Here is a 16,281-nt window from a genome sequence, read left to right as displayed (position 1 = left end):
TTCACGGCTTGACGTTGACCTCTACCAGCGCCAGCCCCTTGTTCGCTGACGCATGGGTGACAGCAGCCTCCAAAGCCGCCGGCAAATCTTCCGCTCGTTTAACGTGCTGTGCAAAAGCGCGACTGGCTTGTGCGACCATCGCTAAATCGGGTGTCGGTCCCAGAGAGGTCAGAGGCATGATATTGGCCTGCGCTGCATAGCCTTCCGGGTAAAGGTCGGCGACCGACTGCCGCACCGCACCCCATTCGGAATTGTTTACCACCACAACCACGATCGAAAGACCCAGGGCTTCTGCAATCTGATGACAGACCACAGGGTTGGCGAACATGTAGGAGCCATCGCCCATGGTCGCGACGACCAGTCGGTCAGCTTTTGCCAGTTTCATGCCCAGAGCGGCTGGAAACGACCAACCCAAACCACCAGAATGCGGTTCCTGAAACCAGCTTCCATGCCTGTTCAATGTCAGCGGCTCCAACGGGCAACCGAGCTCCGACAGAACCGACGCTTCGTGGTTTTGTACAGCTCGCGAAAGGCAGAGACTGACATAATCCTTGGTTATACCGGAGTCCTGCCCGGTCTCAGCCTTGGAAATCACCTTTTCGCGTCGCGTGCGACAACGGCCCTGTGCGTCTTCGCGGCGGGTTTGGATATAATGGCCGCTTTCGACGCCCAACTCCTCCAAGGCCTTTTCCAACGCAACAAGAAATGCACCAACCTCGCTGGTAACGGTCCGATCCGAAGGAAAATTCCGATATGGGAACCTTTCGTAGAGCGGATCCGCGCCGACCTGAAAAATCCGGCAATCTGCTTTCGGTTCATGGATTGCAGGAGACCACGGCGCCAGACAATCCAAGACGACGATCAGATCAGCATCGTTGATCCATGGCGCGATTTCCGCACCGGTCGAAAAAGGATGATCAGTCGCAAGTGCAAGCTGCACTGCCCAATACTGGCTGACGGGGATAGCCCAGTTTCGGGCTATGCGATCAAGGGCAGCAAAACCCTGTTCTGTCCCAGCACCTTTTTGCGCCACGAATAGCGGCCGCCGCGCATCCCGGATGGCTTGCGCCAGCTCAGCCACGCCATCAAAATCGAGCGCAGAAACAGACGACGCCACTCGACTGGGCGCGGTCAGGCCTTCATAGTCAACAACCTCGCACAACACTTCGCGCGGAACACTGACGTAAACCGGACCTCTCGGTGTGGAATTTGCAATGGCAAATGCCCGATCAACGACATCTGGTATCTGCTCCGGAAAGCGGAGTTCATAGTCCCATTTGGAAGCTTCACGGACCAGCGCATGCTGATCGCGCATCTCCTGCCCCCAACCGATGGGCACTGTTCGGGCACCGAACCGACCCTTTTCAAGCGTTGGCGTTCGCCCCGACAACAGCAGCATGGGGATTTGTTCCGCCGCGGCGTTGATGGCGCCCATGGCGCAATTTGCAAGGCCAACATTGGTGTGCGCCATCACCGCTTGAGGGCGGCCTGATGCGAGATAGTACCCATGCGCCATTGCGACAGCGGCTGACTCGTGGGGAATAACAAGCGCCTCCGGCAAAGCGATCCCATTCGCCTTGGCTTCAGCCAGCCCCTCAATGATCGGGGGAAAGTCAGTACCGGAATTGGCAAAAATATAATCCACGCCAACAGCTTTCAAACGCGCAAGGAGCGCACCTCCCGCGGTCATGGAATGGCTAGTCTGGGGACGAACATCCACGCGTTTTCCTCCTCCCGAGAATTTGCGTCTTGTTCTGCTTCTCGCAGATATTTCTATATGTGAAATTTATATTGCAATTAATGATAGATATGTTACGCTTCGTTTGTCAACACGCTTCGGAATTTTGCGGATATCGCGTTCTGTAGGGAGAAAAATGCGTCATGAGCCAGGCCAATGGATCGGTTATTAAGGCCTTCCAGATATTGGACTTATTCGACGATCAGCTGCTCCAGATTGGATCAAGCGATGTCGTATCGCGCCTGGGGTTGAATACGATAACAGCGCACCGTTTTCTGAAAACCCTCGAAGCTGCAGGCGCACTCGTGGCGGTTTCGCGTGGACATTATCGACTGGGCTACAAACTGGCCGAACTGGGAAAACGCGCCGCCGGAGCAGACAATTTGCGCAGCGCCTTGCAGCCTGTGCTCGACCAACTGACGAAGGACGTTGGCGAAGCAACACTTGCGTCCAGTTTTGACGGTGAAAGCGCGATTTGTATCGCCCGTGCCTTGCCGGATCGGCCGATGTTCGTATCGATACAGCTTGGCAGTCATCTTGAAGCCTATGCCAGCGCGCATGGCAAATTGTGGCTCGCCCATTTAAGTGAAACCGCGCTTGATGCCTATCTTGAGCGCGTTGAGCTCAAGGCGATCAATGAGGGCTTTGTGCCAAACCGGTCGGGGCTCATCGCCGAACTGCAGGATATTCGAGAGTCCGGCCTTGCGTTTAATCGGGGTGAACGGGAGCCCGATGTCTATGCGCTGGCTGTGCCAGTCCTTAACCCCTCCGGCAAAATGATCTGCGGCCTTTCAGTCTTCAGTTCAAAAAGCCGGATGGAACCGCTGATCGCCAATGATCTCGCAGCCAAACTCCGGGCTGCCGCAAAGAAAGTGCAGATCGCCTTCTACGGAACGGCAACCCACGCCAGTTGAACACACCTCAATTCCAAAAATGGGAGGATTAGATGAATATTGGACTGCTGATAGATGGCCAGGATGTTCCGGCACTGGGCAGCGCGACCTTTACCCGTATTGACCCCGTCACCGGAGAAGAGGCCACTGTAGCGCCCGCCGCCCGGCAGCCTGATATCGACAGGGCCGTCAAGTCATCGGCAACAGCCTTCGCAGAATGGTCCGAAGTCGGCCCGAGCGAGCGCCGCACCATCCTGCTCAAAGCAGCAGATCTTCTCGAAGCCAGGATCGGCGAATTCACCGCCTGCGGCATCGCTGAAACCGGGGCGACTGCCCCGTGGATCGGATTCAACGTCGGGTTGGCTGCCAAAATCCTGCGCGAAGTCGCCGCCGCAACAACCCAGATCAAGGGCGAGATCATTCCATCCGATAAGCCTGGAACCCTTTCCATGGCCGTACGCGAACCTGTTGGCGTCATGGTTGGAATGGCGCCATGGAATGCCCCTGTCATTTTGGCGGTACGCGCCTTTGCGATGCCCATTGCCTGTGGCAATACGGTTGTTCTCAAATCGTCCGAGATGTGCCCGCGACTGCATCGCATGCTGGGCGACGTAATGATTGAAGCGGGTCTGCCAAAAGGTGTTCTCAATATTGTCAGCCACAGCGCTGATGACGCACCGGAAGTTGTCAACGCGCTTGTAACGCATCCTCTCGTTAAGCGGATCAACTTCACGGGTTCCACGCGGGTGGGGAAGATCATCGCTCTTGAAGCTGCCAAACACCTCAAGCCTGTGCTTCTAGAACTGGGAGGCAAGGCGCCATTGGTCGTACTGGATGATGCCGATCTTGATGGCGCCGTCAACGCGGCGATTTTCGGTGCCTTCATGAATCAGGGGCAAATCTGCATGTCCACCGAACGCATCATTGTCGATGAAAAAATCGCCGATGAATTCGTGACCAGGTTTACGGCACGGGCTTCAGCATTGCCAAGCGGCAATCCACGCGAGAAAGTCGCTCTGGGCGCTGTCGTCGCGCAAGGCACAGTTGATCGGGTGCTCGAACTGGTTGCCGATGCCAAAGAATCCGGTGCCACAATCACAACTGGGGGCACGGCAAGCGGAACAATCATGCCAGCCACGATTGTCGACAGGGTTACACCCGCAATGCGTCTGTTTCGCGAGGAGTCATTCGGACCGGTCGTCTGCGTGGTGCGCGCCCGCGATGACAATCATGCCGTCGAGCTTGCAAATGACACGGAGTATGGTCTGTCCTCTGCCGTATTCAGCCAGAATATCGACCGCGCGCTCAAGGTTGCGCGTAAAATTGATGCCGGCATTTGCCATATCAATGGGCCGACGGTGGGAGATGAACCACAAATGCCTTTCGGCGGCGTCAAAGACAGCGGCTCTGGTAGATTTGGCGGGTCCGTAGGCATAGACAGTTTTACCAATCTTCGATGGATCACAATCGAAGACCCCAAGCAGCATTATCCATTCTAGCATCAGCTCCATCAAACCGGAGCCATATCAGACCCGATATGGCTCCGGCCAGCATCTCAAGAGGTCCCTACATCACAGCCAGCAACATTGTTCGCCAAAGGCGTCCTACCTCTCAATCTAACCCAGGAGTGGTATCACGATGACCAAATTGACCCGACGCAATGTGAATACTCTTATCGGTACACTTATAGCCGGTGGCATAGCACCGAACAGCGCCTACACACGGAATTACGGTAGTGGCGGCACAAGACTGGCGATGACCAATATACGCATGCTGATAGGCCAGGAGATGTCTGGCCCCGGCGCGATCCTGATTGAGAATGGAACTATTTCAGCGGTCCTTAACGAAACGGACAATACGGCAGCAGCTTTGCAGAATGCGCAGATTGTCGATTATCAAGGACGATATCTGATCCCCGCATTCACCAGCAACCACGCCCATGTCGGGCTTATCAAGGGCACGACGGGCGGACGACATAATTTCACACCGGAAAACGCTTATGCAGCGTTACGCCAGTTTCAGGCTTACGGTATCGGCACGGTGGTTTCGCTGGGCATGACCCCCACGCCCGAGCCCAAAACCCGCGAAAACATGCGCAATAACCCGCAATACGGTGCGTCCTTCATGACAGCAGGTGCGGGAATATTTGCCCCTGACGGTCTGTCACCACGTCCGCAGATACCGGAAGAAGCGCGTCAGGTCGTTCGCCAAATGGCGCAGCAACCGATAGATATCATCAAGCTATGGATCGACACATTCGGACCTATCCAACCGATGAGCGAGGATTGTTTTCGCGCAGCAATCGATGAAGCACACCAACTGGGTTTCGCTGTCGCCGCCCATGTCTACACACTCCACCACGCCAAAAAGCTGGTCGCTGCGGGTGCTGATATTCTAGCCCACGGTGTTCGCGACGTTGAGATCGATCAGGAGTTTATCGATGCTCTTCGCGAGAAGGGTACGTGGTATATTCCAACGGTGCACATGGACGAAGCAACTTATATTTTCGCCGACCAGCCTTCGCTACTGGAAAACCCCTTCCTGCAATCGGCTTTAAGCCCTGAACTGAAAGACCAGTTTTCCAGCGCAGAATGGCGCGAAAAGACAGCTACCAGCGAACGGGCACAAAAAGCGCGACGAGATGTGGAAATGAACCTCCGCAATTTGTCAAAATTGATAGAGGCTGGCGGTGTAAAATTCGGCTTTGGTGCGGATGCAGGTGCATTTCCAGAACGTATACCTGGCTTCGCCGAACATCGCGAGTTGGAACATCTGGTCAATGCAGGACTCTCGCCCGTTCAGGCAATCGGCGTAGCAACCGAGCAGGCCGCGGCGCTGCTGAAATTGACCGACAGGGGCAAGATTGCCGAAGGACAGCGGGCCGATCTGATCGTCCTTGATGCCAACCCGCTGGATGACATCACCAATACGCGAAAAATTCATGCCGTCTGGCAACAGGGCGAGCTGGTTTCCCTCGGCACTCCGTAATCGGCGGACTGTGTCGCATTCAACCGCCGCCAGATCGGTCTCATAGCCTCGTCTATATCGTTAAAAAGGGCATAGCGCCGGGCGTAATGCCCTTCCAGCGACGCGTCCGGAAGGTAATGCCGCTCGGCCTTGACCATGGCGGCTGCACCTTCGCTGAAATCGGCAAAAAGCCCGACACCGGTTCCGGCGGCAATCGCCGCTCCGAGCGCACCAGTTTCACGCGAACGGCTGACGGATACAGGAAGGCCGAGTATGTCCGCGAATATCTGAGGCCATATCAGGCTGCGAGCCCCACCGCCTGAAAGCACGGCTTCGTTGAACACGGCACCCGCTCTGCGAATCCTCTCGACATGCTGGCGATGACCGAAAGCGACACCTTCGAGAAGCGCCCGAACAAGATGTCCTTTGGTGTGCCAACCCGCGATACCGTAGAAACCAGCGCGAGCGTGACCATCTTGCTGGGCACCATAGAGGTAGGGATGATAAAGCGGATCGTCCGCTGCTGGCGTGATCGCTCCGGCCAAGGCACAGCACGCATCGAAGGGTGAACCACCGTCCGCATTCTCACCTTCGAAGAACTCCTTGACCAGCCATTCCAGATTGGCGGCCGAGGTCGCGCTGTTCTCCATCGCCATGTAGCGGGTACGATCAAATGTCGAGGACATGAATACCGGTTCATTGAGGTCCGGTCCGTCGATAATGACCTGATTGATGCTCCAGGTGCCTGCAATGATTGAGGCGCTACCGGTGCGCGAGACGCCTGAGCCGAGCGCCGAAGCGACAACGTCGAATAGCCCCCCAACCACCGGCGTTCCCGCAGCGAGCCCCGTCTGCGCCGCAACTTCTTGCGTGACAGTACCCGCGATATCAGCGCTTTCGATCAGCGGAGGAAGGAGGTCAATACAATCTTCAAGGCCATAGGCTGCCATCAAGGTCTTGTCATAGCGGCGCGTCGCCAGATTGAGCAGACCCGCGCCGGACATGTCCGAAACCTCGCTGACGCGTTGGCCAGTCAGGCGATTGACGACGAAATCCTTCGAGAAGAACACCGTGCCGATGTTGCTGAACAACTCCGGCCGGTTTCGTTTCAACCATGCAAGCAAGGTCGGCGTCTGCGATGGCCAGGGGCGCTGGCGCGCGATCGGCTGGGTGCGCTCGCCCACACCCCGAGCGGCCCATTGCTCGACCAGCCCGGTCGCACGCGTATCGATCGACTGGATGCCGATGAGCGGCGCGCCATCCCGGTCCAGCGCATAAAGTCCGTTGCCATGGCCTGCGCAACCGATTGCGATAATTTCAGCCGGCGATATCCCTGCACGCTCGATACAGCTACGGATCACGTGCCGTGCGTTCGTCCATAGCTCATCCAGACCACGCTCTACATGGCCTGGGCATGGCATGCGGCTGCGTCCCTCCTCGGAAGCAGCCGCAATTTCATTACCTGTTCGGTCAAAGATCACCGCCTTGATAACGGTGTTTCCAGCGTCGAGCCCTAAAAGATATTCTCCCATACAGAACCCCTCCCAAGGTCCAAAATCTCTGCTTTAGCCCTTCAGATAAAGTTCGAATGCCTCTTCCCCGCTCGCATTCCCATGGATAATGGCCATCAACCCTCGCACGACCGCATTGGGATTGGCATGCTGATAAATGTTGCGCCCATAGACCATGCCCAACGCACCTTGCCGCATCAAGTTCGCAGATTTGTCGAACACCGCACGAAGATCTTCCTTGCCGCCACCGCGCACCAGAACCGGGCACCGTGCGGCTTCGACCACGCGGTGGAAATCTTCCACATTATTCGTCGGGTCCGCCTTGATGATATCCGCGCCCATTTCGCGCGCAAGCCGCGTCAACGTCACAATTTTTTCGGCATCACCGTCGACCATATAGCCGCCCTTTTCGGTGACCGGCTGCATGACCAGTGGCTCGATCATAAGCGGCATTCCGTATTTGTCGCAATCGGCTCGCACGCGGGAAATGTTCTGCACACATTGACGGAACAACTCAGGCTCGTCCGGCAGCATGAAGAGGTTGACGACGACGCAAGCCGCATCCATCTCGATTGCACCGATCAACGGCTCTGCTTCGTTCTGCAACACCGCCCACATGTCACGGTGGCGGATGCGATTATAGGGGTTGCCCATATCGATACGCATGACCAAAGCCGGTTTGTCCTTCCCCGGAATGTCCTGTAGAAGGTCTGACTGGCCGTAATTCATCTGGATCGCATCCGGTGCGGCCTCGACCAACGCCTTGACGACAGACTGAATATCTTCCAGCCCATCCAGAAAGGACGGCTCGTTGCAGACGCCGTGATCGATAGCTACGTCAAGGCAGCGCCCGCCGCCAAACAGCCTGTTCATCCGGACTTTGCTATTGTGTCGCATTCTGTACTCCTTTGTTCGTTCCTTGCGGAAAGCATGATTTCGCTGACGCCGTGGCGCTCGCTGAGAAGGTTGAGAAAACGGGCGCGCTCAATGGCACGCTGTGTGGTGGTCCAGCGCTTTTCCTGTGAAAGCAGGTCGAGAACGGCATCCATCATGTCGAGCGAAAGCTCGCCCGAAACGGCCAGCGTCGTTCGTCGCAAAAGCAGATCATCGAGATGTTCGACTGCCTCGTCCCGGATCAGGAACAGGATTTCACGCTCGGAATAACCGGGGTGTGGCAGTGGCCTTTCCGGTCCTGCGGCGATGAAGTCGGCAACTGTCTCGGCATGCGTACCATAACGCTCGAACAATTGAGCCATGCGCACCTCGGACATACGCCTCGCTGTCGCCAGGCCAGCCAGCCAAACCGGCGCGTTTGTGGGAAATGCGCGACCGCCGCCGATTGCGCGATCAGTTGTCGAAACAAGTCGTTGCCGACCAAGCTTTTCCAGAACGATATCTGCTGCCATTTCACCAAACGAGCGGAATGTCGTCCATTTCCCACCGATCATGCACAACACTGACGGGCCGTCGTCGCTCTGTTCGATGACCTTACAGAAATGGTCCCGTGGAATGCGACCGGTAAAGCTGTCAGTGCTGGTGGGCAATGGCCTTACGCCAGAAAACTGGAAGACGATCTCGTCAGGCCTGATCCTGATGTCTGGCAGGACGAAGGCGAGTGATTGCAGGATATAGTCCCGCTCATCCGCCTCGCAACGCACCGCTTCGGGATTGTTCACCCGGATATCCGTGGAGCCGACCAGAACCTTGCCGAGATAGGGAAAGAGGATGCAAATTCGCCCATCCTCGTTCTCGTAATAAATCATGTGATCGGCAAGCGCGTCACGCAATTGCGCATTGTCGATGATCAGATGCGAGCCCTTCGTGCCGCCCATCAAGGGCGCCGGGCGCGCTCGCGGTGAAAAAAGTGCTTCATTGGCAATGTCGATCCAGCCGCCGGTGGCGTTGATGATCAACGCCGGATCGATGGTAACAGAGGTGCCGCCGAGATGGTCTTCAACGCGATAGCGCCCATCCTCTGTGCGGCGCAGTTCCGCGTAATTCAGCGCCCAAACATCACCGCCCGCCTCCAAACCATCCCTCAGCAGTTCGATCCCCAATCTCTCTGGATGGCTCACCCAGGCGTCAAAATAGGTTGCGGAACTTTTGATATTGCGGTTGAGCGCGGGCCATTTTTTGAGTGTCGTGCGACGACCGCGAAACTGGTGACGCGGCATCAGTGCCCGCTTTCGCGTCAAGAAATCATAGATGCAGAGGCCAGCTTTGATTGCGAGGGAACCGCGGCGGCTGGGCCGGCGGCTTAACCCCAGGAACCGGACGATGCCGTTGCCAAGACCGGAGAAGATATCGAACACAGGTACTGTCGTCGGGAGCGGCGCAACATAATGCGGCGCATTGCGCAGCAGGCGATCACGCTCGGCCAGCGACTCCTTCACAAGCTTGAACTCGCCATTTTCCAGATAGCGAAGCCCTCCATGGACCATGCGTGAGAGGGCCGAACTGGCGCCCGAGCAATAATCGTGCTTCTCCACCAGCAATACGTTCAGCCCTTGCAACGCGAGTTCCCGGAAGACGCTGACGCCATTGATGCCGCCGCCAATCACGCACACGTCCACCTTCGGGATCTGGCGGATCCCGTCCAATATCTCTTCACGCTTCATGATGGCGATCCGTTACCTGTCCATGTCAGTCAGTTTCACCGCTATGGCCGTATCGATGGCGGCAAGATCGGCAGCGTCCAGCCGGATTGTTCCAGCCCGTGCATTGTCCATCGCCTGTGCCGGGTTACGCGCTCCACAGAGCGCAAAGGTCACGCCGGGCTGCGCAAGCGTCCAGGCGATCACCGTTTGAGCGATACTGGCACTGTGCTTTTCAGCAACCGGTCGGATCGTTTCGGCAAATGCCGTCGCCTTCTGCCGATTGCCGACGGAGAAGCGCGGATTGTCCTTGCGCTGATCGTCGCCAGAAAACACCCGGTCCGCACCTATCGCGCCGGACAAGAGCCCTAACGCCAGCGACGAATAGCTCAATGTCGCGATGCCCTTGTCCCGGGTGAGCGGCAAAAGGTCGGCTTCGATTTCACGATCGATCATGCTGTATCGTTCTTGAATGGCATCCAGACCGCCAACCGCAATATAGGCATCAAGATCATGGCGACTGACATTGCTCGCTCCAATCGCCCGGATCTTGCCGGAGGTTCGAAGATCCTCCAGCGCCCGCATCGTCTCCTCAACCGGTGTCGTCGGGTCCTGCCAATGGGTGATGTAAAGGTCGATATAGTCGGTTCCAAGCCTTCTCAGGCTTTCTTCAACCTCGTGCTGGATCGCATCGCGACCGAGGTATCGGTGGACCGGCTTGCCGTCCTGATCGAAAAAGTGCCGCCCCTTTCGCGTATGCCAGACAAGGCCGCATTTGGTGGCAATAACCGCCTTCTCGCGGCGTCCGGCCAATGCCTTTCCGACGATCTCTTCGGAGCGGCCAAGCCCATAGGCTGGCGCAGTGTCAATCAGCGTGACACCGGCATCGAGCGAAGCCTGTATCGCAGCGATAGATTCTTTTTCGTCGGTGCCGCCCCACATCCAGCCGCCGATCGCCCAGGTTCCCAGCCCGACTGCCGAAGCGAAGACGCCGGACTTGCCGATCTCTCTTATCAACTGTTGCCCGCTCATATCCATTTCCCCTCGCCATTCGCCAGTTCCAATACCCGAGCGCCCGTTGCCTCGTCAGTCACCAGCGTATCCAGATGATTGCCGCGCAGAACGCTGAGGATCGGCGCTGCCTTGTTCGGCCCGCTCGCCACACCGATCTTGGTCGGGATCGAAGCGAATTCGGGCAGCGTCAATGACACCAGCGAACGGTTGAGGCTGTAGTCGCAGACCTGCCCCCGATCATCGAGCAGATGTGCAAGAAGTTCGCATGCCGCGCCAGAACGCTCGATTGCAGCGCGATCCGTGCTGGAAGATGGGTGCAGGTCGTAATAGCTTGAATCATCAGTCAGGATCGAACCGATGCCGACCACTGCGATCTTGGCTTCGCGCGCTCGTTCGAACACGTCGGCAACAGAGCGCATATTCATCAGCATGTCACGCTCAGCCGCACTATCGGCAAACAGCGGCGCATGGATTTGGTAGGAGTGACCGCCCAGCCGATCCGCCATCAACGTTGAGACGTGATTGACGTCGGTATAATGCTTTCCCTGCACACAACCGGTCGCCGGGATCACCTCCACAGCGAAGGGCCGCTGCGCCTGAAGCCCGGCCACTACGGCACTGACGCCCTTGCCACCGGTGATGCAGATCGTATCTCCGTCGGTAATCTCTTCAAGCAGCAAACGGGCTGCCGCCTCACCAACCGCCTGAAGAGCCGTTTGCGGATTGTCAGACACGGTCGGTACGATCACGGCACGACCGATGCCGCCGAGCGCCAGAAGCTGTTCCTCCATGTCGACCAGCGGTTCGACGGGCGACTTGATCTTGATTTCGACGAGGCCGAGCTGGCGACCACGCTTGATGAGGCGGTTTACCGTCGCATGCGAGATGCCAAGCTGGTCGGCAATTTGCGCCTGTGTTAATCCTTCGAGAAAATGCAGGACCAGGGCCTGATGCATCTGCCTTGCGACGACAATTTCCTCGCGCGGCGCGTTAGCGGGTTTCCGTTTGGCAATCGGCATGTCAGGCAGCCTTCCGCTTATGAAGGAAATGGTCAATCGATACGGCGGCAAGCAGAATGCAACCCTTGATCATGTCTTGCCAATAGACAGAGACGTTTAGCAAGATCAGCGAACTTGTGACCACCGAAAGCAGGGCAATACCGAGAATTGCCCCCAGGATCGTGCCTGAGCCCCCACTCAACGAGGCGCCCCCGATCACGGCAGCGGCAATGATGTTGAGTTCCATGCCAACACCGAAGGTGGGCGTCGCTGCACCGAAGCGGGACATGTAGATAACGCCTGCCACACCCGACAGCGTGGCGCAAAGTACTGTTACCCAGAATTTCACCTGATTGGTCTTGATGCCGGAATAGAGCGCTGCCTTCTCGTTGCTGCCGGTGTAGAAAACCTTGCGGAAGGCCGTTGCACGACGCAGCAGGAAATCGAAAAATACGACCACGGCGACGAAGATCAGAATGACAATCGGGACGCCCTGAAACGTGCCCTGCCCGATCGCCTTGAACGATGGCGGCAAGGTGAAGAGCGACAGCGGGGTGCCTTTGGTTATGATCAGGCAGACGCCGCGTACGATCACCATCGCTGCCAGCGATGTGATGAAGTGGTTCAAGCCCACGACCGTAACGAAGAAACCCATGACACAGCCGATCAATCCGCTGGCGATAATGCCGATCAGCGATGCGCTCCAGGGGTCGAGCCCCATCAGAAACAATGTCCCCGAAAGAACCATCGAGAAGCAGACGACCGAACCCACCGACAGGTCGATGCCGCCGACGATCAACAAGATCGTCATACCAACAACGACAATGCCTTCTACCGAAAACGACATCAGCATGGCCCGAAAATTGCCAAATGTCAGGAAGTGCGGCGACGCGAAGCTCATGGCGATGCAAAGCGCCAGAATGATCGCGATCAGTCCCGCTTCGCGCATCGTGCCCAGCCGTTTCCAGCCTGAGGCGCCTTTTCCATAGGTTGTTGTCACTGTTGCGCTCGTCATGACCGTCTTCCCAGCCCCTGTTTCCTGTTCATGCGACATGCTGTGATGCCTTCGAATTCTTGGGGTCATCAATGCCCGACGCAAGCCGCATGATCGCTTGTTCCGTCATCGCTTCGCCCTCGACTTCACCCATAACCCTACCCTCCCGGATGACCAGCACCCTGTCGCAAAGGCCGAGAAGTTCCGGCAGTTCCGATGAAATCACAATGATGCCAATTCCGGAGCGCGCGAGATCACGCAGCAGCCGGTGGATTTCCGATTTCGCACCAACATCGATGCCTCGCGTCGGTTCGTCCATCAGGATGACCTTCGGATTGACCGCCAGCTGCTTGGCTATGGCCACCTTCTGCTGATTGCCGCCCGAAAGCGACGAGACAGGCATGCCGATCCCGCCCATTCGCACGCCGAGCCGACGGGTGAGTTCTTGTGCGCGTTCGGCTTCAGCCTTGGAGTTCAATAGACCTAGCGGTCCGGTCAGCGATTTCAGGTCCAGGACAGCAATGTTTTGGGCAATAGAAAGATCGAGGAAGACCCCGGAACCCTTCCGGTCTTCCGAGAGATAGACAACCCCCGCCTGCACTGCGTCGGCGTAAGACTTCGCCCGAAGCTTCTGCCCATACAGAAACACCTCGCCCTCGTGAACAGGGCGCAATCCGCAGATGCCTTCGGCGATTTCGGTACGTCCCGATCCAATCAGCCCACCAACACCCAGAATTTCGCCTTGTCGCAAGTTGAAACTGACGTCTTTGAAACGGCTGTTGTCCCCAAGACCACGGACACTCAGAACGGTTTCTTCCGTACGCTCTTCCAAAGCCTGCTTTTCAGGATAGAGCTGCGTAATCTCGCGACCGACCATACGACGCACGATATCATCCGGCGTCAGGTCCGCGACGTTCTCTGTCGAAACATAGCGCCCATCGCGCAGCACGGTGACCCGATCACACAGGCTGAAGATTTCGGCCATGCGGTGGCTGATATAGATGATCGATATTCCCTGGGATTTCAGGTTTCGGATAATACCGAACAGAACCTTTGTCTCGGCTTCCGTCAGCGCCGCCGTTGGTTCATCGAAGATCAGAACTTTGCAATCGAGCGTCAATGCTTTTGCAATTTCGACCAGTTGCTGGTTGGAGATCGACAGTTCCGAGACCTTGCGGCGCACATCAATCGGTGCCAGCCGGTCCATCACTGCCTGCGCGGTCCGCTGTAACTCGGCGTAGTTCATGAAGGGCGAACGGCGACGATCTGTTGTCGCCATGAACATGTTCTCGGCCACGGTCACATCGGGGCAGAGCGCAATTTCCTGATGGACAAGACCAAGCCCAAGAGCCTGCGCAATGGTGGGCGACGTTACCCGGACCGGCGAACCCTCTACGCGGATTTCGCCTTCTGTCGGCTGCACCACACCGGCAATGATGTTCATGAGCGTCGACTTCCCCGCGCCATTTTCGCCGCAGATCGCATGAACTTCGCCCTTCGCGAGGCTGAAGTTCACGTCCGTTAACGCTTTCACCGCACCGAAATGCTTGCTCACGTTGCGGATTTCCAAAACGGACACAGACACCATGACATGCTCCTCCCCAAGCGTGCGGTGGCCATACGGAACTTAACCATCCCGGATGGCCGACACAAAAGGTTACTCGTCGATCCCTTTGGTGCCCCGCCGCTTCAGGTACTTGTCCCAATAAAAGTCGTCCGCATTCTCTGCCGTAACAATCGACAGCCCATTGTCGACGAATGGAATGCTCATCGGATTGAAGCCGGAACGCTTGGAGTCGTTCATCGGGTCAATGAGTTCGGGATGTTTGGCGAGCCACAGCATCAAGAAGCCCATATAGCCTTGCATGCCCTGATTAGGGTTGATCGAGCCGAACACTTGTCCAGCCTTGATCATATCGAGAATGTTGGCATTGACGTCGGCACACATGACGAGGATCTTGCCGCCGCTTTCCTGATTGGCCTGGGAGGCTCCGATCGCCGAGTTGGCTTCCGGCATGAAAACCGCGCCCAGGTTTGGGTGTGCCTGAACCAGACTCATAAGCCCCTGATAGGCCTTGTTAGGGTCCTGGTTGGAGGCCGCCCGACCAACGAGCTTCATGTCTGGATATTTTTCATCCATCCGGGCGATGAAAGCCGCTATGCGCTTGTCATGGTTATCCTGACCCGGATTTTCGAGAACGGCATATTCGCCCTTGCCACCCATCTTCTTTGCAATCGCGTCAGCGGCATAGGTGCCTTCGCGGGTATTGTCCGAAGTGATGAACGAAATACGTTTCGAGAGTGGTGAGTCCGCAGCGAAAGTGACGACGGCAGTGCCCTGATCAATCGCCCGGTTGATCGGCTCAACGAAGGGGTCCGAGTTCATCGGGTGGACAAGAATGCCCGCCGGATTTTGGGCCAGCGCCTGATCGAAGGTAGCGATCTGCTTGTTGACGTCATATTCCGGCGTGCCGGTATAGGCTGTCTCGCAACCGAACTGCTGACCGGCTTGTTTGAACATTTCGTAAACCGGGAACCAATATTCGACGCCCGAAACCATGACGTTCATGACATATTTTTCGCCCGGCTTGCAGCGAAACGGGTTTTCCGTTTCCGCCCTTGCCACGCCGGTGAATAGCGTCGTTGCTAGGATCGCCGCTGCGGATGTGCTTAGAAAATTGCGCAAGTTCCCTCCTTGAGGCCGAAGCCCCTCCCAATATCCTTTGTCGCCCTACCGAGCGGCCGATGAACCCTGAAGACCGAACCTCCTCCTCGAAATCCGGTAAAGCCAGATAATCGGAAGAAATTTGCTATGTCAATATAATTCACATAATGAAATATATTTCACACCGCTCCGAGCAGCGTCGAATACAAGTTGCTAATCCTGCGCGGGAAAGATCTTTGATATCATTGTAGGCGCTGATGAGAAGGGCAGGCATGCGTGACGCGGATATGTGGCAGAACCATCAAGCAAAGTAGAATGATGGTGAAACGCCTATTGAATAGATGCGGTGCAAGCGGCACTAAAGCATGTCGCTGTTAACCGGATTCGGGATTCCCGTTTGGCTTGATCTGTGATTCACTTGTCTCATGGAAGGAGATGCACCATGGGCAAGCCGCATCCGATTGAGTTGCGTGAGCGTGTCGTTGCGTTTGTGAATGAGGGCAATAGTCACCGGGAAGCCGCTCGGCTTTCCGTGTTTCGCCTCGGTTCGTCAACAACATGATGATCCTGTATCGGTCATCCGGCTGTCTGGCCGCCGCCAGGCAGGGCCACCCGCCTGGTAGTGTGAAGCTTTTGGCTCATGGTGATTGGGTCCGCGAGCAGATGTCCGCCCGTGGCGAAACGACTTTGGACGAACTGTGCGTTGCGCTCGCGGAGCGCGGTATTGAAGTCCACCGCGCCACGGTCGGGCGATTTCTACACCGACTTGGGCTGAGCAATAAAAAAAGCCTCAAGGCAAGCGAGCAGCGTAGACCAGAGATCGCCAAGGCGCGTGATCTTTGGATCAATCGCCGAAAGCGGTTCTTCAACAAGGCCTTGTCGCGTCTCATCTTTATCGATGAGACTT

13 protein-coding genes are annotated in these 16,281 nt (G+C 56.8%); 4 read left to right on the top strand and 9 right to left on the bottom strand.

Translation table 11 applies throughout. The features are described 5' to 3' along the window. Position 1: 1 nt before the first annotated feature. The gene (locus ABWW11_RS10655) at positions 2-1,720 is read right to left on the bottom strand and encodes a thiamine pyrophosphate-requiring protein (protein WP_319080676.1); all 1,719 of its coding nucleotides are present in this window, start codon (positions 1,718-1,720) and stop codon (positions 2-4) included. 161 nt (positions 1,721-1,881) lie between these two features. On the opposite strand from ABWW11_RS10655, the gene ABWW11_RS10650 reads away from it, so the two are divergent. From ABWW11_RS10650 to ABWW11_RS10640, 3 genes are all read left to right on the top strand, one after another. Next, the gene (locus ABWW11_RS10650; protein WP_109366261.1) at positions 1,882-2,652 is read left to right on the top strand and encodes an IclR family transcriptional regulator; all 771 of its coding nucleotides are present in this window, start codon (positions 1,882-1,884) and stop codon (positions 2,650-2,652) included. 32 nt (positions 2,653-2,684) lie between these two features. Further along, positions 2,685-4,130 carry an aldehyde dehydrogenase gene (locus ABWW11_RS10645; RefSeq protein WP_319080677.1) on the top strand — a complete coding sequence of 482 codons (1,446 nt, stop codon included), beginning with the start codon at positions 2,685-2,687 and terminating at the stop codon, positions 4,128-4,130. A 139-nt stretch (positions 4,131-4,269) separates the two neighbouring features. Beyond that, a complete protein-coding gene (locus tag ABWW11_RS10640; protein WP_109366263.1) occupies positions 4,270-5,619 on the top strand; it encodes an amidohydrolase family protein in 1,350 nt (449 codons plus the stop codon). Here ABWW11_RS10640 and ABWW11_RS10635 read toward each other — a convergent pair. The 8 genes from ABWW11_RS10635 to ABWW11_RS10600 form a co-directional block, all read right to left on the bottom strand. Continuing rightward, complete coding sequence (locus ABWW11_RS10635) at positions 5,571-7,130, bottom strand: FGGY-family carbohydrate kinase (RefSeq protein WP_109366264.1); 1,560 nt, start codon at positions 7,128-7,130, stop codon at positions 5,571-5,573. The genes ABWW11_RS10640 and ABWW11_RS10635 overlap by 49 nt on opposite strands. Before the next feature lie 33 nt (positions 7,131-7,163). Further along, a complete protein-coding gene (locus ABWW11_RS10630; RefSeq protein WP_109366265.1) occupies positions 7,164-8,006 on the bottom strand; it encodes a class I fructose-bisphosphate aldolase in 843 nt (280 codons plus the stop codon). Continuing rightward, a complete protein-coding gene (locus ABWW11_RS10625; RefSeq protein ID WP_109366266.1) occupies positions 7,979-9,727 on the bottom strand; it encodes a glycerol-3-phosphate dehydrogenase/oxidase in 1,749 nt (582 codons plus the stop codon). Before ABWW11_RS10625 ends, ABWW11_RS10630 begins: the two co-directional genes overlap by 28 nt. A 12-nt stretch (positions 9,728-9,739) precedes the next feature. After that, positions 9,740-10,735, bottom strand: coding sequence for an aldo/keto reductase (locus tag ABWW11_RS10620; protein ID WP_109366267.1), 996 nt, complete (start codon positions 10,733-10,735; stop codon positions 9,740-9,742). Continuing rightward, entirely contained in the window at positions 10,732-11,736 is a 1,005-nt protein-coding gene (locus ABWW11_RS10615) for a sugar-binding transcriptional regulator (RefSeq protein ID WP_109366268.1), read from the bottom strand. Before ABWW11_RS10615 ends, ABWW11_RS10620 begins: the two co-directional genes overlap by 4 nt. A 1-nt stretch (position 11,737) precedes the next feature. Further along, on the bottom strand, positions 11,738-12,730 hold the full coding sequence (locus ABWW11_RS10610; protein ID WP_109366269.1) for an ABC transporter permease: 993 nt from the start codon (positions 12,728-12,730) through the stop codon (positions 11,738-11,740). 28 nt (positions 12,731-12,758) lie between these two features. Beyond that, the gene (locus ABWW11_RS10605; protein WP_109366270.1) at positions 12,759-14,297 is read right to left on the bottom strand and encodes a sugar ABC transporter ATP-binding protein; all 1,539 of its coding nucleotides are present in this window, start codon (positions 14,295-14,297) and stop codon (positions 12,759-12,761) included. Between the two features lie 69 nt (positions 14,298-14,366). Beyond that, entirely contained in the window at positions 14,367-15,395 is a 1,029-nt protein-coding gene (locus tag ABWW11_RS10600) for a substrate-binding domain-containing protein (protein ID WP_109366271.1), read from the bottom strand. A gap of 537 nt (positions 15,396-15,932) precedes the next feature. Here ABWW11_RS10600 and ABWW11_RS10595 point away from each other — a divergent pair. Then, positions 15,933-16,281: winged helix-turn-helix domain-containing protein (locus ABWW11_RS10595; protein ID WP_353410086.1), on the top strand; the 349-nt coding region annotated here is incomplete at its 3' end.

The sequence above is a fragment of the Brucella sp. NBRC 113783 genome (assembly GCF_040372265.1).
GTDB lineage: Bacteria > Pseudomonadota > Alphaproteobacteria > Rhizobiales > Rhizobiaceae > Brucella > Brucella teleogrylli.
Note: the sequence above shows the minus strand (reverse complement) of the source record. Positions and strands in the feature narration are given on the sequence as shown.